Origin of the sequence: Desulfonatronovibrio hydrogenovorans DSM 9292, from assembly GCF_000686525.1 — a bacterium.
Lineage (GTDB): Bacteria > Desulfobacterota > Desulfovibrionia > Desulfovibrionales > Desulfonatronovibrionaceae > Desulfonatronovibrio > Desulfonatronovibrio hydrogenovorans.
Window position 1 is genome coordinate 88,600 of sequence record NZ_JMKT01000016.1, and the last position, 19,786, is coordinate 108,385.

At 49.2% G+C, this 19,786-nt stretch carries 16 protein-coding genes; 6 read left to right on the forward strand and 10 right to left on the reverse strand.

The annotated features are described in order from the left end of the window. Positions 1 to 11: 11 nt before the first annotated feature. From P771_RS18480 to P771_RS0113395, 4 genes are all read right to left on the reverse strand, one after another. Positions 12 to 1,973, reverse strand: coding sequence for a PAS domain S-box protein (locus P771_RS18480; RefSeq protein ID WP_051617346.1), 1,962 nt, complete (start codon positions 1,971 to 1,973; stop codon positions 12 to 14). Positions 1,974 to 2,093: 120 nt separating this feature from the next. Then, positions 2,094 to 2,570 (reverse strand): chemotaxis protein CheX, encoded by a 477-nt coding sequence (locus P771_RS0113385; protein WP_028575532.1) that lies wholly within the window; start codon positions 2,568 to 2,570, stop codon positions 2,094 to 2,096. An 88-nt stretch (positions 2,571 to 2,658) separates the two neighbouring features. Further along, complete coding sequence (locus P771_RS0113390) at positions 2,659 to 3,882, reverse strand: HDOD domain-containing protein (RefSeq protein ID WP_028575533.1); 1,224 nt, start codon at positions 3,880 to 3,882, stop codon at positions 2,659 to 2,661. An 84-nt stretch (positions 3,883 to 3,966) separates the two neighbouring features. Then, positions 3,967 to 4,845 carry a CheR family methyltransferase gene (locus tag P771_RS0113395; RefSeq protein WP_028575534.1) on the reverse strand — a complete coding sequence of 293 codons (879 nt, stop codon included), beginning with the start codon at positions 4,843 to 4,845 and terminating at the stop codon, positions 3,967 to 3,969. Positions 4,846 to 5,226: 381 nt separating this feature from the next. Here P771_RS0113395 and P771_RS17685 point away from each other — a divergent pair, with 381 nt between their 5' ends. The 6 genes from P771_RS17685 to P771_RS0113425 all read left to right on the forward strand — a co-directional run bounded on the left by P771_RS17685 (position 5,227) and on the right by P771_RS0113425 (position 13,694). Continuing rightward, positions 5,227 to 6,009 (forward strand): FadR/GntR family transcriptional regulator, encoded by a 783-nt coding sequence (locus P771_RS17685; protein WP_035244626.1) that lies wholly within the window; start codon positions 5,227 to 5,229, stop codon positions 6,007 to 6,009. 119 nt (positions 6,010 to 6,128) lie between these two features. Then, a complete protein-coding gene (gene betA, locus P771_RS0113405; protein WP_028575535.1) occupies positions 6,129 to 7,769 on the forward strand; it encodes a choline dehydrogenase in 1,641 nt (546 codons plus the stop codon). 42 nt (positions 7,770 to 7,811) lie between these two features. Continuing rightward, entirely contained in the window at positions 7,812 to 8,756 is a 945-nt protein-coding gene (locus tag P771_RS0113410) for an ABC transporter substrate-binding protein (RefSeq protein WP_028575536.1), read from the forward strand. Positions 8,757 to 8,941: 185 nt separating this feature from the next. Beyond that, entirely contained in the window at positions 8,942 to 9,370 is a 429-nt protein-coding gene (locus tag P771_RS17690; protein ID WP_035244628.1) for a 4Fe-4S dicluster domain-containing protein, read from the forward strand. 15 nt (positions 9,371 to 9,385) lie between these two features. Beyond that, positions 9,386 to 11,239 (forward strand): aldehyde ferredoxin oxidoreductase family protein, encoded by a 1,854-nt coding sequence (locus P771_RS0113420; protein WP_028575537.1) that lies wholly within the window; start codon positions 9,386 to 9,388, stop codon positions 11,237 to 11,239. 136 nt (positions 11,240 to 11,375) lie between these two features. After that, on the forward strand, positions 11,376 to 13,694 hold the full coding sequence (locus P771_RS0113425) for a CehA/McbA family metallohydrolase (protein WP_028575538.1): 2,319 nt from the start codon (positions 11,376 to 11,378) through the stop codon (positions 13,692 to 13,694). A 92-nt stretch (positions 13,695 to 13,786) separates the two neighbouring features. Here the strand turns inward: P771_RS0113425 and P771_RS17695 are convergent, their stop codons facing one another. The 6 genes from P771_RS17695 to P771_RS0113455 form a co-directional block, all read right to left on the reverse strand. Continuing rightward, complete coding sequence (locus P771_RS17695; protein WP_161635985.1) at positions 13,787 to 14,200, reverse strand: DUF309 domain-containing protein; 414 nt, start codon at positions 14,198 to 14,200, stop codon at positions 13,787 to 13,789. A gap of 68 nt (positions 14,201 to 14,268) precedes the next feature. Further along, positions 14,269 to 14,730 carry a glycosyltransferase gene (locus P771_RS19135; protein WP_244147334.1) on the reverse strand — a complete coding sequence of 154 codons (462 nt, stop codon included), beginning with the start codon at positions 14,728 to 14,730 and terminating at the stop codon, positions 14,269 to 14,271. Next, the gene (locus P771_RS19140; protein WP_244147335.1) at positions 14,693 to 15,277 is read right to left on the reverse strand and encodes a hypothetical protein; all 585 of its coding nucleotides are present in this window, start codon (positions 15,275 to 15,277) and stop codon (positions 14,693 to 14,695) included. The genes P771_RS19135 and P771_RS19140 overlap by 38 nt, the downstream gene beginning before the upstream one ends. A gap of 19 nt (positions 15,278 to 15,296) precedes the next feature. Beyond that, the gene (selB, locus tag P771_RS0113445; protein WP_028575539.1) at positions 15,297 to 17,204 is read right to left on the reverse strand and encodes a selenocysteine-specific translation elongation factor; all 1,908 of its coding nucleotides are present in this window, start codon (positions 17,202 to 17,204) and stop codon (positions 15,297 to 15,299) included. Positions 17,205 to 17,355: 151 nt separating this feature from the next. Next, on the reverse strand, positions 17,356 to 18,714 hold the full coding sequence (locus P771_RS0113450; RefSeq protein ID WP_028575540.1) for an aminopeptidase: 1,359 nt from the start codon (positions 18,712 to 18,714) through the stop codon (positions 17,356 to 17,358). A gap of 79 nt (positions 18,715 to 18,793) precedes the next feature. After that, positions 18,794 to 19,780 carry a UDP-glucuronic acid decarboxylase family protein gene (locus tag P771_RS0113455; protein ID WP_208595976.1) on the reverse strand — a complete coding sequence of 329 codons (987 nt, stop codon included), beginning with the start codon at positions 19,778 to 19,780 and terminating at the stop codon, positions 18,794 to 18,796. Positions 19,781 to 19,786: the final 6 nt, after the last annotated feature.

Consider the following 19,786-nt stretch of genomic DNA (forward strand, 5'->3'; position numbering starts at 1 on the left):
TCCTCCTTTGCTTACGGCTGAGGTATCCTGACCGAGAAAAGAGTTCCCTGGCCAGGCGTTGAATCAAATGTGATGCTGCCCCCATGCTTGTCTACAACGATGGAATAAGCTATGGCCAGGCCCTGGCCCGTGCCCTTACCCACGGGTTTTGTAGTAAAAAACTGGTTGAACACTCTGTCCTGGTATTTAGCAGGAATCCCTGCTCCGGTATCTTCAATCTGTATTTCCACATAACCTTCAGCTACACCAACCCTGACCTTGATCAGTCCCTTCTCATCCGTACCCTGCACCTTTTCTTTAATAGCCTGGGCTGCGTTAACAATAAGATTTAAAAAAACCTGATTAAGATCATGAGGATAGCCCCGGATACCTGGCAGGTCAGGGGGAAAAGAAGTCTTAACTTCTGCCACGTATTTCCACTCGTTTCTGCATATGGCGATGGTGTTTTCCAGAGAATCCCTGAGATCAAAGTAGGTCATTTCATCACGTTCACCAGGGTGGGAAAACTTTTTCATGGCCTTGACTATAGTACTGATCCGCTCCAGCCCCTGCAGGGACTGCTCTATGGATCTGGGAACTTCGGAAACGAGAAAATCATAATCTGCCCTCTCCCTGGCTGCATCCAGGTTTTTGACTAAATCCCGGTCCAACAACTCCCTGACAATTGTGTCATATTCGTCAACCAGACCCATGATATCTTCAAAGACGTCCTTCAAAAACCTGGTATTATCCCCAACATACTGGGCTGGAGTGTTTATTTCGTGAGCTATGCCGGCAGCCAGTTCTCCCACTGCTTCCAGCTTCTGGGCATGGGCCAGCTGCATCTCCAGGGATTTGCGCTCAGAAATGTCGTGGAAAATTAGGACGACTGATTTTTTCTGTTGAAATTCTTCCTCAAAAGCACAAAAGGAAACAGGAACCACTTCTCCGGCATGATCTTTGAGTTTGATCTCTTTATGATACACAGGCAGGCATTCAGTACAAAAATCAAAACCAAGTTCTTGCCCGTCAAAGACTTTTCTAACCACCTGATCATAATCTTTACCCAGGAGGTCATTGTCCTTAAATAATTTTTCAGCCTCTTCATTTAACCTGACTATCTTTCTGGACTCAATATCCACCACCACCAGAGATACATTGATGGCCTGCAGAACAGAGTTGAGTATCCTTTCGTTTTCTTCAAGGCCCATCAACGCCCTATTCCGGCTGGTGGTGTCTTCTCCGATTGCCTGATAATAAAGAAACTCCCCGTTTCCATCATACATTGCCCTGGCAGTCCACTTTTGCCAACCCACAGATCCATCAGGCCTGGTGGCAGCAAACTCATAATAATCAATCGGATTCTCTCTGGTCAGTTTATTTAGCCTTTTGTGGGCTTCAGCCTTGACTTCTGCCGGCAACAGGTCATGCCACGTTCTTCCTATGAGTTCATCAGCAGATTTTCCAAAAAAATCACAATAGGCATTGTTTACAAAATAAAGAGTTGAATCTTTATGAAAAGTGCAGACCATGATGGGCATATCCTGAGACAGTCGGCGAAACTTTTCCTCACTGTCTTTCAGTTTATTTTCTACAGTTCTACGCTTCAGCTCCAGCTCGGCTTCCTTTTGCTTCCTGCGCAGAGCAAGATCAATTTCAGCCACCAGCTGCCCGCTTTCCACTGGTTTCCTAAGATAAGCATATGGAAGAGTCTCGGCAGCCCTTTGAATGGTATGCTCATCATACAGAGCAGAAATAAAGATTACAGGTATGGACCAGTTGTTTCTGATAATTCCTGCGGCCTCTATGCCGTCCATTTCACCAGGCAGCATGATATCCATTAAGACCACATCCGGTGGTTGCCGGGCAATGCTTTTGATAGCCTCATCCCCTGTTCCGGCTTCAGCACACACTTCATAGCCATGTTTCTGAACCGTCTTTTTTAAAATGGTCCTTGCAGTCTGGTCATCTTCAACAATCAAAATTTTCTTCATGCCAGATCCTTAAAAACTTATTGAATTTAATTTGCTGGAATCCAAACGGAGAAGCCGGCCAGATTATTTGGATATATATAGAAAAGAGTCCTCAGAACCTGGTAGCAAGGCAACCAGTTTCTACTGGCCTGCAATGCTTATTTCCACGACCAGCTTGCCTTTGGCACAGGAAAAAGGAACAGACAGGATAGGGGAAGAAGGAATATGGTCAAGTTTACGGCCTTTTCCCTGAACTACTCTTGGTGTTTTAGCCTTAAAAACCATGCCTGACTCGGCCAGCTCCTTACGGGCCTGGCCGGATATCATATTGGTCAACTCGCCCACAGCATCAGCAATATCATCATTGAGTTCAGTATAGTTCTCAAAAAGCATATTATTGACTATGGATAAAATAACGTCTTTGCCAAGACTAAGGGACAACACTCCCTTGGAGTAGCCATCTATTTCCAAAAGACCAGTGATATCGCCGACAGATGTTCTTTTTTTGTTCAGGTAAGGCTTTCCAGGAACAACCTCGATATTCGCCATACTGGAGAGGACACTTTGGACTGCGTTTAGAACCGGGTTTATGAATTCGACATTGTATTGCTCAGCCATGGAGTTATAATGGACTCCACTTTTTTCAGGGTCAACTGTTAAATGGCAATTTTTTCCGGGCAAAACCCAGGCCTCTTGGCCTGGATACTCAAATAAGCATGTGGGAAACCTGTCTCAAGGCTTCCCCGTGCTTTTGGAAAAGATCAACCACTTGATTTGTGCCGAGCTTCAGTTCCTGCCAGAAATCATCCTCCATTCCAGGCAAAACATAACTCCAGCCTCCGGCAATAGCAAAAGCCACAGCCATATTGTCGGCCAGCTGGATTATTGCGGCCTGGCGGGGCAGGTCTGAACCTTTGGCCTGATGATGATTGCCAACCAGGCTGGCCAGCCTGTCCGGACAGCCCCAGGCCCTCAGGAGTTTTTCTCCCAGTCCGGCGTGATTGAAGCCAAGAATAACTTCTTCAGCCTCAGGCAGGGGAAGAGTATTTCCTCTGGCATGAAGCAGAACCTGCAGGTAAGCTTGGGGAAGGTTTTTCAAAAGCAATAAACGCCCCACATCATGCAAAAGCCCGGCAGTAAAAAACTGCTCGCCCTCGAACCCGCACAACCTGGCCAGTTCCTTGGAAAAAATAGCGCAGCTTATGGAGTGGCGCCAGAAAGTAGACACATCCATCAGGTCCGAGGGAATGTCCTTGAACATGGGCATGGCGATAATCCCCAGGGCCAGACTGGATACACCCTCTACTCCGATGATGGCCACAGCCCTTTCAATTGAATCTACCTGAGATGGGAAAGCATATATGGGGCTGTTGACAAGACGCAACAGCTTGGCGGTAAGATTGACGTCCAGACGCACAACATCGGCTACATGCCGGGCTGAACTGTCCGGAGACTTTAAAATCTCCTGCAACCTGAAATAGGTATCTGGAACTGAAATCAGCTCCATCTCATGGCTGACAATATCCTCAGGACCTCCCTCTTCCTTAAAGAAAAGATCCCGCATCCCCTGATGTTCAGTGGCCCGGAATTCATGCCCGCATGGCAGGACCCAGTCACCGGCCTGGACCAGGCGGGACATGGTACTCTCCAGGACCTCCCTGTACAGGCTGTTGAAGACTGGGCTGTCCGGATCAACATAATTGAAATATGGCCGGACATGCTCCTGGCAGCGCCTGGCCAGGTCTTCCAGATCCTCTTGCTCCCCTTGAGATATGACACGGACCCAGCTGATGCCCAGATCAATCAGACCCTGGATATGTCCAACGGACAAAAGAGTACCCTTGGGAATGAAAACACTGTCATCCACTCCAGGCACGTCTTTGCCTATCTCCATTCCAGGCTGAAGGTGCTCAGTACAGACTTTTTTCACTCCTGAACCTCCAAATTTCAACGTAAACCACCAGCTGATGGCCAAAATAAGCTTCAATCAAGTCAGTCACATTCTACTCCGGGCCTATTCCATTCTTTGATAGACCATTCCTCCGGGTTTTCTCACAGGCTGAAATATGTTGGTTATACTGTGCAGTGACTCTGAGTGGCCGAGGATGAGATATCCACCAGGCTGAAGGTTGTCGTAAAAGGCATTTATGACCTTCTTTTTCATGGCCAGGTCAAAATAAATAATCACATTGCGGCAAAATACGATCTGCGATCTTGGGATGGTTTTCAAGGCAGCAGTATCGTTCAGGTTAATCTTTTGAAAATTGACATTTTTCTGGACCTTGGGATGGATTCGGTATCCGCCCGGCTCCTTGGTGAAATATCTGGCTATGATGTCTTTGGGGGTATTGCGAAGTGAATAATCATTATAAAGACCCTGCTTTGCCTTCTCAATCATTGCGCTTGATATATCATTGGCAGTAATCCTTATTTTCCATCCGATTATGCCCAGCTTGAGAATTTCATGAAGCATCATGCTCAGTGTGTAGGGCTCTTCACCTGACGAACAGCCAGCTGACCAGATATTCAGACTTTTTCTGCCTGAGTTTTTCTGCTCGTCAAGAGTGGGCATCAGGATGGAATCCCTGAACACATCCAACTGTTTCTGATCCCGAAAAAAGCTGGTTTCATTGGTGGTCATCTTTTCACAGAAGACCTCTATTTCCTGTTTTCTGTCTGCACCATGACGAAGATATTGATAGTATTCGGAAAAACTCTTGAGCTTGAGTTCAATAATCCTTGAACGCAGCCTGTTTTCAAGCAGATACTTTCTTTGCTTGGGAACATCTATCCCGGCCAGCTGGTAGATAAAAGAGCGCAGTTCCTCAAACTCCTTATCAGTCAAGGGGGTGGTAGTGCGAAGACCCAGAGGCTGCGAACTGAAAAATGACATTAACTTGTTGATCCTGGTTTACTGATGCTTATTTGAGATATCAAAAGATCAAGGTCCGCTATCATACTGTCCATCCAGCCCAGAATAGCTCTTGACCAGCTTATCGGACTCTGGGTGGATCATAAAAAATAGTACCCTAGAACAGGATATCCTGTAAAGATCCAATGTCCAGGACATGTCCACACCGATTCTAACCTGCTGTCCACCACCAGGATGAGGTTGACAAAACTTTTTCAACCCATATAATGGTCTGACCATTAAGCAAGACAAAAGACCCAAGCTGCGGGTAATACTAGTCATTTAAATATGTTTTAAGATAAATCCTCAGAACATCTTTCAGCAAGACCCAAAAAATGGTAGGCCCATTAATAAGGAAAACCAGTGAGAGTTGAACATCTTTTTGAACCGGTCAAAGCCGGACGGGCAGGCGAGGACATAGCCCTGCAGATCCAGGCGGCCATCTTAAGCGGCAGTATCGTGCCTGGAGAAAGGCTGCCCAGCGAGCGCGAGCTTCAGAACCTTTTCAAAACCGGACGTGGAGTTGTCCGTGAGGCCTTCAAGGTGCTTAAGCACAAAGGGCTGATAGAAATCCGAAAAGGGGCAAAAGGCGGGGCTTACATTAAGAATCTTGAAGTGGTCAGCGTCAGTGAATCTTTTGCCCTTTTCCTTCGCCAGAACCAGACAGATCCAATGCATCTTATCGAGTTTAGAGAAAGCATTGACTACGTTATAACCGACCTGGCCATTGCCAAGGGCAGTGTTGAAGAAAAAAAACTGCTCAGCACTAAAGCAGACCAACTGGCTGAGGCTGTCAAAAACAACGGGACCAGCCAGGAAGAGCTGGTAGAGCTGGACAAGGAACTGAATATTCTTTTTGCCAAGATGACCAAGAATCCTATTTTTGAATGGATTATGCGCGCGGTCCAGCTGGGGTTCAGTTCCATGGACAATGCCCTTTATGAAGATCATGAGTACAGAAACTATGCTGTCAAAAACTGGCAGGACACTGCCAGAGAAATCGCTGCTTCTGATCCCATCAAGGCCAAATCGTTTATCAGCTATCACTATATGATTTTGAGAAAAAAAGCGGAACAGATCCAAAAAGAGCTGTCTGCCAGGACTTTAGACCAAACCAGCCCTCAGCCCCCGGACAGTTCAGAATAGATCAGCCTGGCTGCCTGGCCTTGCCAGGCTAAAGAACAAAAAGAAAAGAATTACCGCTTTTTTGTAAAAACCAACGTCATCAAAACACTGTCAACCCGAAAAACTCACAGGGAGAAAATATGCCAAAGAAATACGACGCCATCATTATTGGAGCAGGAACAGCCGGAAGCATCCTGGCTAACCGCCTCAGTGCCGACCCGGACCGCCAGGTTCTGGTCCTGGAAGCAGGTCGCCGGGACCATCGCCTTGACTTCAGGATCCACATGCCTTCAGCCTTGTCTTTCAACCTGACCAATAAATTTTACAACTGGGCCTATGAATCCGAACCCGAACCATACATGCACAACCGTCGAATTGCCCAGCCCAGGGGTAAGGTCTTTGGAGGTTCAAGCTCTATTAACGGCATGATTCACATCCGGGGCAATGCCATGGATTATGAAAAATGGGGAGCCATCAAAGGCTTGGAAGAATGGGATTACGCCCACTGCCTGCCCTACTTCAAGAAAATGGAATACAGGCTCAAAGGAGCCGACGCCTATCAGGGGGATAACGGACGACAGTACCTGACTACGCCAAAGTGCGATAATCCCTTGTTTGACGCCTTTTTCAAGGCGGTTCAGCAGGCCGGATATCCCCTGACCAAAGACGTCAACGGTTATCAGCAGGAAGGCTTTGCCAAGTTTGAAAGCACCACCTACCGCAGCAGACGTTGGAGCACGGCCAGAGGCTATTTGCACCCTGTAATGCATCGTTCCAACCTTAAAGTCATAAGCAAGGCTTTAACCACCAGGATTCTTTTCAAGGGCAAAAGAGCCGTTGGAGTAGAATACATGAAAGGGAAAAACAAATATACTGTCCATGGCAAGGAAATCATCTGCTGCGGAGGTGCTATTAATTCCCCACAGCTCCTGCAGCTGTCAGGCATTGGAAACGGAGACGATCTTAAAGCCCTGGATATACCAGTGGTTATGGATCTGCCAGGAGTGGGTGAAAACCTCAAAGATCATCTGGAAGTATACATCCAGTGCGCTGCCAAAAAACCGGTCAGCCTGTACCCGGCCTTAAAGCCCTGGAACATGCCCAAAATCGGACTGGAATGGCTGTTTGCCAAAAAGGGCATAGGCGCCAGCAACCACTTTGAAGCCGGGGGATTCATCCGCAGCAACGACGAAGTAGACTACCCCAATCTCCAGTTCCACTTTCTGCCCATAGCCATTCGCTACGACGGCACAGCGCCCAGTGAAGGTCACGGATTTCAGGTCCATGTGGGCCCCATGTATAGTGATGCCAAGGGATACGTAAAAATTACTTCCAGTGATCCAACGAAATACCCCAAAATCCTGTTCAACTACCTTTCCACGGAAAAAGACCGCAAGGAATGGGTGGAGGCCATAAAATGCGCCAGAAAAATCTTCAGCCAGAAAGCCTTTGACCAATTGAGGGAAAAAGAAATTTCCCCGGGTGAAGGCGTCAAGACTGATGAACAGATCCTGGATTTCGTGGCCAGGGAGGGTGAAAGTGCCTACCATCCCAGCTGCACCTGCAAAATGGGCTATGATGATATGTCTGTGGTAGACAGCAAGCTCAAAGTCCACGGAGTTGAAAACTTAAGGGTTGTGGATGCATCCATTATGCCCGAGATAACTAACGGCAACATCTGCGCCCCTGTTCTCATGATCGGAGAAAAGGCTGCTGACATTATCCTGGGCAATACGCCTCTGCCCAAATCCGATCTGGATTTCTACAAGCACCCAAAATAATTGTTTTATATTTTGACAACCATCAACCAAGGAGCTTTTAAGATGGGAAAAAAACTGATGAGAACACTGGTGATTTTAACTTTTCTACTGACTCTGGGCTTTTCTTCCAATGCCTGGGCCAAAGACCAGGTCCGATTCGTATACGTTCCATGGACCTGTGTCTCGGTTAAAACCGAAGTGGCTGAATTCATCCTGAACAAACTGGGTTATGATGCCACCAGCATGATGCTCTCCGTGCCCATTGCCTATCAGGCCCTGGCCACCAATGAAGCAGACGTGTTTCTGGGCAATTGGATGCCCACCATGAAAAGCATTGCCGCACCTCACTTTGAAAGCGGCAATGTAAAACAGCTTGATCCGGTCATGGAAAACTGCAAGTACACCCTGGCCGTTCCCACCTATGCCTATGAAGGCGGTCTGCAGCACTTTGAAGACATTGCCAAATTCGCTGACAAGCTGGACCACAGAATCTACGGCATTGAAGAAGGCAATGATGGCAATGAAGTCATTGAAATGATGATCAACGAGAACATGTTCGGCCTGGGTGATTTTGAACTCATACCCTCCAGTGAAACCGGCATGCTCTCCCAGGTCCAGAGCTACGCCAGAAACCAGGAGTGGATTGTTTTTCTGGGCTGGTCCCCACACTGGATGAACAACATCATTGACATGCAGTACCTTAAAGGCAGCGATGAAACCACCTTTGGCGAGAATGACGGAACAGCTACAGTTTACATCAACATCAGATCCGGATTTGATCAGGAACAGCCCAATGTAGCCAAATTCCTGAACAACTTTCTCGTACCCATTGACATGGTCAATGAAGCCATGACCATGCTCCACGAAGACAACACCCTGGAACATTTGGATGCGGGCCTGGCCTGGCTTCGTAGCAACCCTGAGGTCTACAGGAGCTGGATGGATGGGGTAACCACTGTGGACGGTGAACCCGCTCTGCCGATTGTGGAAGCTGCCATAGCCAACTAATTAAAAAAATGACTATCCAGCCAGGGCCTGATTCCTTCCTGGTCATCAGGTCCTGGCTGTTTTTCAATACCAAAGCTTATAGCACACCGCGAACCTGTCCCAGACACATGAATTACCTTCTTTCATGTCTTTGGGGTGATGTCGTATCAATCAACCTTATCCTTTAGCATTTTTCGGAGCTGACCATGAAAAAGCCCAGGCCACAGAGATTCATTCGGACTCACTTTGATCTCTGTACAGGGTGTTCACTATGCAAGTCTGCCTGTTCCATGCATATGTTCGGTGGATTTAATCCCAACAAGTCCATGATCAGAATAAAGCACGTGTGGGAAAACCTGGCCCATATTCCGGTTGTCTGCGAACACTGCGTTCATCCCATGTGTCTCAAGGTATGTCCTGCCAAAGCTATTACCAGAGATGATCAAAACAAAACCGTAGTCATCGACCAGGCCAAGTGTGTGTCCTGCGGATTATGTGCCAAGTACTGTCCTTTAGAAATGATCCACGAAGACCCTGATACAGGCAAGGCTTTCAAATGCGATCTCTGCGGAGGCGACCCTGAGTGCGTCAGGGCCTGTCCCTTCAACGCCCTGGAAATATTAAGTCAGGAATAAAAGCCGGAGTATCTAATGTCTTCTAATTCACTTATGGGAAAAATTCTGCACATTGATCTTAGCACAGGAAAATTTAACGATACTGCTCTGCCTTCCTGGCTGACCAGGTCATACATCGGCGGAAAAGGGATTGGAGCCAAACTCCTCTTGGATCTTGTTCCTGACAAGGCTGACTCCCTTGGGCCGGAAAATGTGCTCATGTTCCTGACAGGACCCCTGACCTCCACCTCTGCTCCAGCCATGCGGGCCTGTGTAGTGACCAAGTCCCCTTTGACCAATTCCTTTCTGGATTCCTACTTTGGCGGATATTTTGGACCGGAAATAAAGTATGCTGGTTATGACGGACTCATCTTCACTGGAAAATCACCTGAACCGGTCTATCTGCACCTGGATCACACCGGTCCAACCCTGAAGCCGGCCAAAGATATCTGGGGACAGGGAGCCATTGAAAGCAGCCTGAACATAAAAAAAATCCACCGTGACTCTGAACTGAAAACCGCCACCATCGGACCAGCAGGTGAAAACATGGTTCCCTACGCCCTGATCTGCTGCGATCCCAACCGCCAGGCCGGCCGCGGCGGAGCCGGAGCAGTCATGGGTTCAAAAAACCTCAAGGCCTTAGCCGTTAAAGGCAACCAGCTGGTCAGAATCTTTGATCACAAGGCCTTTAATGAGGCAGTCACCAGGGCCAATGAGGAAGTTGCCCAGAGCCTGGATTGCCAGGGACTAATGGCCACCGGCACTGCCGGATCAGTTGAGTTTGCCAATGAAACCGGACTGATCCCGGCCAGAAATTTTTCAGATGGAACCTCGCCCCTGGCTGCCAAACTGGGCGACAAGGGGCAGGCAAAAAAACTATGGCTGAGCAGATCGGCCTGCTTTGGCTGTCCTATTGCCTGTTCCCAGATGGGTGCGGTTCGAAGCGGCAAATTCGCCTCTTTTGTCACGGATATTGTGGAATATGAAACTGCTGCCATGCTTGGGACCAACCTGGAAATCGGAGACCCCAGGGCAGTGGCCCATCTGAACAGGCTCTGCGATGAGCTGGGTCTTGACACAATCTCTGCCGGGGCCAGCCTGAGCTTTGCCTTTGAAGCAGCAGAAAGGGGACTGATCAGTCACCTGTCTGAACTCAAGCTGGAATTTGGCAATGTCCAGGCAGCTGCCCAACTGATCAGACTGATTGCCCACAAAAAGGGTAAACTGGGCGAACTTTTGGCCATGGGGGTAAAAAAAGCGGCCCAGGAGCTCGGGGATGAAGCCGAGTCTCTGGCCCTGCACGTCAAGGGCATGGAAATGCCGGCCTGGGGACCCAGAGGTACACCCGGCATGGGCCTGGCCTACATGACTGCTGACCGCGGAGCCTGCCATCAGCGGGGATTTCCAGTTGGATATGAAGCTACTGGCATGGAGTGGAAAGGTAAACCGGTCAAGGCTTTGGATCTGGAAGGCAAGGCTGAGCTGGTTTTTTCCCTGCAGAACTACCTGGCCGGAACCGACTGTCTGGTCAAATGCGACTTCGGGGCCATGGGCGTAACCCCGGACACCTATGCCCTGCTTTTGAATGCAGCCGCAGGTACTGATGTGGACGGATCATTCTTCAACCACCTGGGTGAAAGAATCTGGAATACCACCCGGCTGTTCAACATCAGGGAAGGCATGGACACCTCAGATGAAAAGCTTCCCCGCAGATTTGTTGAAGAACCTCTTAAAAGCGGACCATACAAGGGTCACAGGATTTCTCAAAAAGATATGAAATACCTGATCCAGGACTACTACAAAATCAGAGGCTGGGATGAGAAAGGCCTGCCTGCCAGAGACATCCTGGAAAAAACAGGGGTGCCCCTGGACAGGAGTTTCTCTCTCTAGTCTTTGGTCATAAAAACGGACAAAGACTGCCAGTAAACAAAAAACCATCAATTAAAGGAGGGAGCTATAAGACATTCAGTTACTTTTGGGTAATCTGGTCTTAACAATAAACCAAATACTATTTTATGAGGTAAGCATGAAAAACCTACTGCTTTTTTTCTGTTCACTTATTCTCCTGGCGACAAGTGTCTCCGGGCAAGCCTTTGCCTCCCCCCAGGGAGTCGAGGTTAAAACCGGGCCCACGGATATCGTCAACGGCATAGCTCTTCATGAAGAAGATCTAACTGTATCAAATGAGTTCTATAAGATCTCCTTTGCTATAGGTACAACTCCTCCATGGGGTGTTCCGCATGGGTCAATAGTTGATTCAGCCATCTTTGTCGACGGCCAGTGGACTGACAACCGTACCGCCCTCATTGATTTCCTGCCTCACAGCTGGTCAGCCTGGCCCAGCACCTACCAGGAAGTCAATGTTTTGGAAAGCACCGCTGATACTGCAGTCATTGAAGTCAGAAGGGATTATGATCAGGGCATAGATCTGGTCACCACTTATACTGTTGAATCCGGCAGCAGGACCCTGCAGGTTTCCACCTCCATGACCAATAACAGTGACAAGACTTACGAAGATCTTCTGGCTGGCTATTCTCTGTGCACCCTCAGCGGATACATGTTTGGTCCCTGGGGTACGACTGAAAGGGGCTATGGTCAGAAAGCCGAAGAATGGTTTGGGGACTATGTCCTGGGTTACGACGAAAATTTCACTCTGGCCCTCCACTATCCAGGGGTTACAGACTTTGCCTGGGGAACTGGCTGGAGAGACCTTTATCAGAACCAAACCCTGAAACCTGGTGATCATGTTGTACTTGACGCCTGGATACAGTTCGAAGATATGGGAAGCACGGCCCAGGTCGTGGAGAGCAACCTGGCCATCAAAGGTGAGCCTTATGGTAGAGTGAGCGGGACTGTAAAGTCTGTTGATGGCAACCTGATTGACAGTCCGGTGGTCATTTTTGAAAGGCCTACACCGGAAGGAAAGGACCTCCTTTATGCCTGGACTGTTGGGCGCAAAGGGGCTTATGAAATAAACCTGCCCCCAGGAGAATACCAGGTCCATGCAGTAGCCAAAGGATACTCCCTGACTTCCAAGCAAAAGGCTCAGGTCCGCCTGGACCAGGGCATGGAGCTGAACTTCAATGATATTGAAAAAGGCGGAAACGTAAACTTAAAGGTGACTGAGAAAGACAGTCAAGAACCTGTGGATGCTCGGATTGAAGTCACCCAGGGACCGGAAATACTTGTAGAATATGTTGGAGCCAGGACTTTTTTCACTGAACTTGACAACCCTGGCAAGGCAAATTTTGTAGTTGCTCCTGGTGACTACGAACTGACAGTTTCTCACGGGCAGGGATTCATCTCAAAAGGTGAAACTCTCAAGGTTTCGGTGGAGCCATCTGGAACCCATGATCTAAGCCAGGAGCTGGAAATCATCCTGGATCTCCCGGCATCAGGGTGGTACTCATCAGATCTCCACCACCATTCAGACATCCTGGATGGGGTCACACCGCCGGAATACATGGTCAGATCCCAGCTGGCCAGCGGACTGGACATCATTTTTGTCAGCGACCATGACTCCATTGCCAATAACCTTAAGATCAAAAAGCTTGCCCAGTCCAGGGATGTGCCATCCATATCCGGAATTGAGGTCTCGCCTAACTGGGGACATATCAATGTTCTGCCCATACCCTTGGGTGGTCAAGATGTGTTTATTGATCCATCGGCCAAGGTCAGCGAAATATTTGCCAAGGCCAGGGAACTGGATGCATTGATCATGATCGCCCATCCCTACATCACCTATGGCTACTTCCACAGCCTGGACCAGGGAATGGCCCCAGGGGGATGGGACCCGGATTTCGATCTCATTGAGATCAACGGTGCCATAGCCGACAGGGATAACTACAAGGCCCTGCAAAGAACCTGGGATTTCTGGACCAACAATGAACGATATTATCTGGCCGGAGGAAGCGACGTCCATGATGTCTGGCTCTATCCTTCAGGCAACATCAGGACCATCGCCAGGGTAAATGGTCAATTCAGCCTGGAAAAGTTCTACGAATCCCTGAAAAAGGGCCGTTCCTATGCTTCATACGGACCTATCATCTATCCGGAGTACGACTTCGGAAGTACTGTCCAGCTTTCCTCAGACACCTTTGACTTCAGGTTTGAAGCATTGTCAGTCAATGGCTTGAAAAAGGCCTTTGTGGTATCCAGTGGTTCAAGTATTAATGAAGATGGAGAGATCGAGGGGGCAGTATACAAGCAGGACCTGGACGGGGCAGGACAAAAGATCGTTTCTGCCGCCCTGACCCCTGAAAACGACACATGGTACGCTCTGGTGGTTGAAGATAAGCAGGGCAACCTGGCTATGACCAATCCGGTCTGGGTCAGAACTCCATGATCATTGCCATTTAACCGGTTTTTTCATCCGGAGGCCAAGCTGCCTCCGGATGAAAAACAGGGTCTTTTTTAATCAGATAAAAAACATCCATGTTAAGGCTTTTCCAGGCTGCTGCCAACCCAGTGGATAGTGGGAACCGGAACTGCTGGATCATGGATATCACCGCCTGTTGCCAGGTAGTTTAAAAGCTCCCTGGAATCACTGCCCAGCCTTTGGGTGTCCAGCCCGGACCATTCCGGTTCAAAAGATCTGATCAGCCCTGTTCCTGATTCCAAGAGCCTCATTGCTCCCCTGATATTATTTCGCTCCATGTGGAAAAGAGCTACTGCAATCTGCAGAATCCCCTTATAAACATCACGCTGACTGGATTTATCTGCCAGCCAGAGCTCTTCCAGAGTCTCATGACAGGCATAAAAGGCTTTATTGTTGAACTGTTCAACCGCCTTTTGCAGCTGCACAAACTCTTCAGAGCTCAAGGAGTGGTCAGTGCTGGTTGATGCAGACATTTTCATCCTCTCCATGATTATGGCCCGTGCCTGCGGGATTTTAGCTGTCCTTTTTTCCTGCAGCTGGCTCAGGATGTACCCTGGGCAAGATCCAGATAGAATCTCCTTAACTCCCTGGATAAAGGGAGCTGGTCGTCAGAGGCAAGAAAAACAAAACTCTTCCTTAACTCCTGGTCAATGAGTTTAAGATTTTCCTTTCTCCAGGAGTTGGATCTGTTATGTATCAGCCGCTCAGCCAGGCTGACTATCCTTTTGGCCCTGACTGTTACGCTGTGTTCTCTTCTAACTTTAAGCTGCCCGGATTTGGCTATTTCCCTGATTTTTTCGGGGTCTTCCAGGGCAGCCCTGGCAGCCCTGGCTGCATGTACCGGATTGCCGCGTTCATAGGGAGCCAGGATGTCTTCTCCAGGAACAAACAGGTCTAACAGCCCGTTGCCGGTATCCTCGGTCAACACGGCAGCTCCGCAGCAGGCCGCCTGAAACAGCCTGAAATTAAGCTCGCCCACAGCGCTTTGGTTGAGTACTATCATGCTTCTGGAAAACACTTCCGAGTATTTGCCCTGATGCATGTACAGGGGGTGATTCTTTTAAGAAGACCGTTCGGTCCTTATTTAGAGGTGGGTTCAGTGTACCAACAAAACTTACCGGGATATCTTTTTCCAGACCATGGTCTTTGTCCCTTTGTTCATTGCAGAAAAGAGGAAACCAGATGGACTTCCTGGGCAGACGATGGTCGGAAAAGAAATGAAGATAGTCCTTCTGTGCCACCAGTAGACAGTCAAAGGCCCAGCTGTAGGGAATATGCCAGGGATTGCAGTACTGATCAATTGTCAAGCCTATGGTTACCCCGGGAAGCCTTTCAATCCCGAATACCTCAGGCGGCCGACAGGTATCGTTCCAGAAGACCAGATCCGGGTAGAACCCTTTTGAGTCAAGAACATTCCAGAGACCTCTGATATCCAGGGGATTGGTGATGGGCACATCACAATCTGTTGACAGGCCGATGCTGAGAACCTGGTGTCCCAGCAACCTGAACGAGGATACAAAATGGGTTCCGCTGATATTCAGAATTCGCATTTTTTTCCCTGGCCTGAAATCACCCCCGGCCGCGAAGCTTTCTCTTATCCCCCACTCTGATGGTCAGCTTTTCTTTGTCCATGAACTCAAGCAGGGGGATGGCGAACTTGCGGGACAACCCGGTGATTTCTTTGAACTCCACCGGGCCCATTTCCTCGTTGGACTTAAAAAAGCCCACGATCCTGGTTTTCAGGTCCTCAACAGCCTGGCTGGAAAAATAAAAGTCCTCATTAATCTTGACCAGGCTGCCCTGATTTTGCAACATCCTGAGTACCGGAGCAATTTCCTTCATCTTCAGGTCAAGGTCTTCAAGCAGCTTTTTGACTGTGGGGGGCTGGATCCCTGAACTGTTGTACGCAGACATGATTTTTTTCTTGAGCTCTTCCTGATCAGCGGCCAGAGACACTTTGTGACTTGGCAGTCTTAAATATTCCTGCTCGGATATGATCTGTTCCTGGCGGATCAGTCTTTCCAGGACAGAAAAGAAGAGTTTTTCCGGGATGTCCCTGGCCCACTTGCCGGACAATTCTCCCCTGGACAAACCTTCCCTGATGGGGTTGTCCGAATGAAACTGCTCCAGACGCTCCATCATGCTCTTTTCTATTTCCCGGACCATATCCCCGGACACGTAGATCCGCTTGTCCTTGTCAAAGAGAAAAACCTCCTGCCTTCCCCCCATAATCTGAAGCTTTTTTTCCAGCTCCTTGACTTCCATGTCGGTCATTATCACCAGCTGGGCCTGGGAAAGTCCCCGACTCCCGGCCAGTTCGAGCTGAAGCAGGATAACTTCCTCGGCCCTGGCCTGAGCCAGCTTTTCCAGGATCTGGACATCGCGGGAAAACCGCTTGATTTTGCCGCCTACCGGATTGATGATCCGGGCTCCAGCAATGGTCCGCAACGGTGAAAAAGAACGCAATACACATCGGTCCCCGTAAACTCCGGCCATGGGATCTTCAAACCTGACCTGGCAGACGCACTTTTCCCCCGGTTCAACCTTGTCCCGGTCCAGCAGATAAATCCTGGCCAGGACCTCTTTGGAGCCATGGTGAAAATGGATCTGGGTCCTGTGCTTAAGCGGCTTAGGCGCGGATTGCAGATAACTGAGTTCCAGGTCCCATACCTGGCTGGGGAAAAGAGTGTCCGGCCTGCCAAGCACAAACCCCCTTTCCAGGTCCTCTTTTTCGAGACCATGGAGGTTGACCGCTGTGCGCATTCCTGCCTGACTGTCCTGTCTCTGCTCCCCGTGGACCTGCAGCGACCGGACTTTGGAGGTTATCTCCAAAGGATAGATCATGATGTCTTCACCAACGGATATTTTTCCGGAAACCGTGGTCCCAGTGATAACCGTACCATGTCCCTTCATGGAAAAAATACGGTCAACAGGCAGACGAAACAGGTCGGAACGGCGATGGGGCTTAAAGGATGAAGCAATTTCTCTCAGCTGGGACTTAAGGTCCTCAAGACCCTGTCCAGTATGGGCAGAAACCGGGATAATCGGGGCATCAGCCAGAAAGGAGTTCTGAAGATACTCGCTCACATCTTCCTGAACCAGCTCCAGCCATTCCTCATCCACCATGTCGGTCTTGGTCAAAACCACCAGACCGGTTTCAATCCCAAGAAGGGTGCAGATATCCAGATGTTCCCTGGTCTGGGGCATTACTCCTTCGTCAGCTGCTATGACCAGCAGGACAAAATCAATACCCGAAGCCCCGGAAACCATGTTTTTGACAAATTTTTCATGGCCGGGAACGTCAATGATGCCCAAACGGAAATCCTTGTCCAGGTCCATAAAGGCAAAACCCAGTTCAATGGTGATTCCCCTTTTCTTTTCCTCAACCAGACGATCACACTCTATTCCGGTCAAGGCCTTGATCAGGGTGGTCTTGCCATGATCAATATGCCCGGCCGTACCCATGATTACCGGCATTATGTCTCCTCAGAAAAAGCTTTCCTTGTGATCAGCTCCAAAGGGATTGCCTGAATCCAGGTCCTGCCCCGAACTAATCAACTAAACCCGGTGGGAATTAAAATCCATTAGAAATCAAAGACACCAGAAAAACCCCATTCAGAAGCAGTCCCTAGTTCTTTAAAAACTGCTCATAGGCCAGCAGGGTAGCATACACATCAGCCTTGCTGCAGATCTCAAAGGGACTGTGCATGCCCAGGACTCCGGGACCAAAATCAATAATGTCCATTCCGTAAACTGCCAGGAACTTGGCCACGGTTCCTCCCCCGCCCAGGTCCACCTTGCCTGTTTCAGCCATCTGCCAGGGAATCCCGGCCTTGTTCAGGATGCCCCTCAACCAGCCCACATACTCGGCATGGGCATCGTTGGCTCCCACCTTGCCCCGGTGTCCGGTGAACTTGCAGAATACCGGTCCATATCCAAGGAGTGAGGCATTGAGCTTTTCGTGAACATCCTGATAATCCGGGTCCATGGCCGCATGCACATCAGCCGAAACAGCCCTGGTGTTTTCAAACACGGTCCGGATTCTTGTATCAGGCTCCCAGGCATCAATAATGTCTTCTATGGAGTATTCCATAAACAGGGACTTGGCTCCGCTGGAACCCTCAGACCCGATCTCCTCTTTATCCCAGATCAGAAGGACCTGGGTATATTCAGGACTGTCCTGTTTTAGAAAGGCCTCAAATCCGGTAAAGGTGCAGACCCGGTCGTCATGGCCATAGCCTCCGATCAGCCCTTTATCCAGCCCCACATATCTGGCCGGGCCAGCCGGAACCGCCTGAAGCTCTGCACTGTACAGGTCCTCTTCAATGATCCCGAAACGCTGCTTGAGGATCTTCAAAACATTATGCCTTGCTGATTTTTTTTCCTTGTCCTTGGCCGACAATTCAGGGACATGCCCCAGGATTACATTCAGTTTTTCAGCTTCAAAGGCTTCGGACAATTTCTTTTCAATCTGTCTGTAGGCCAAATGGGGAAGCAGGTCGGCTATGGTCAAAACAGGATCAAGCTGGTCTTCGCCGATGCAGACGTTGATCCTGGTTCCATCGGTCTTGACTATCACCCCATGCAGGGCCAGGGGTCTGGCCAGCCATTGATGCTTTCTGATTCCACCGTAATAATGAGTCTTGGCCAGGCTGACCCGGCATTCTTCATACAGGGGCCTTTGTTTCAGATCAAGCCTTGGTGTGTCTGCATGGGCTCCAAGGATCCTCAGGCCTTCAGCCAGGGGCTTTTTCCCCTTTCTGACCATGATCAAGCTTTTGCCTTTATGAACTTTCATGAATCCGGCACTGGAAAAACCTGGTCTGAACCCAGACCCTTCAGCCCTTTTCACAATCCAGTCCACGGTTTCGCGTTCAGTCTTGCACCGGCTCAAAAAGTCAATATACTGATCAGCCAGCCTGTCCATGGCTGAAACGTGTTTTTTACTTTTAAAAACTTCCCAGCAGTTCTTGGGTTCAAACTCCATTTAAAACTCCGTATTTTTTTATATAAATTATCTATTGCTTTATGACAGTCAAAAACTGCCCTCAGCCCGTGCTCTCAGCTCAAACAGAGGGTTGGTCCTGGATCAGCTGTTTAAAATATTCAATGGTCTTTTCCAGGCCGCTCTTTAGATCCACTTTTGGCTCCCACCCAAGCTTTTCTTTGGCCAGGGTGATGTCCGGTCTTCTGCGCCTGGGGTCATTTCTGGGCAGGGGCTTAAACACAATCCTTGATTCTGACCTGGTCATGGCAATAATTTTTTCAGCCAGCTCCAGAATGGTTATTTCCACAGGGTTGCCAAGATTCACCGGACCCGTAAGTCCAGGCGGTGAAGCCATGAACTTGAGAAAACCTTCAACCAGATCGTCCACAAAGCAGAACGACCTGGTCTGCTCCCCCTTTCCAAATACAGTAATGGGTTTGTTGTAGAGGGCCTGCATGATAAAGTTGCTCACCACCCGGCCGTCATTGGGATGCATTCTGGGGCCATAGGTATTGAATATCCTGGCCACCTTGATCTCCAGATTGTGCTGACGCCGATAGTCGAAAAAAAGAGTTTCAGCGCATCTCTTGCCCTCGTCATAACAGGATCTGGGACCTATGGGATTGACCCATCCCCAGTAATCCTCCCGCTGAGGATGCACCTCCGGATCGCCGTACACTTCACTGGTTGAGGCCTGAAAAATTCTGGCCTTGACCCGCTTGGCCAGCCCCAGCATATTAATGGCACCATGCACACAGGTCTTGGTGGTCTGGACAGGATCAAACTGGTAGTGAACAGGCGAGGCCGGACAGGCCAGGTTGTATATCTCATCCACTTCAATGTAGAGGGGGAAAGTAATGTCATGTCGCAGGAGTTCAAACTGAGGATTTGTCAACAGGGACCGGATGTGGTCCTTTTGACCGGTAAAGTAGTTATCGCAGCACACAACCTCATGCCCCTGCTCAACAAGCCTCTGGCATAAATGAGAACCAATGAATCCTGCTCCCCCGGTCACCAGGATCTTTTTGCGGACCAGACTTTTAAAATCTCCCTCCAGTATGGCCATGGTCAG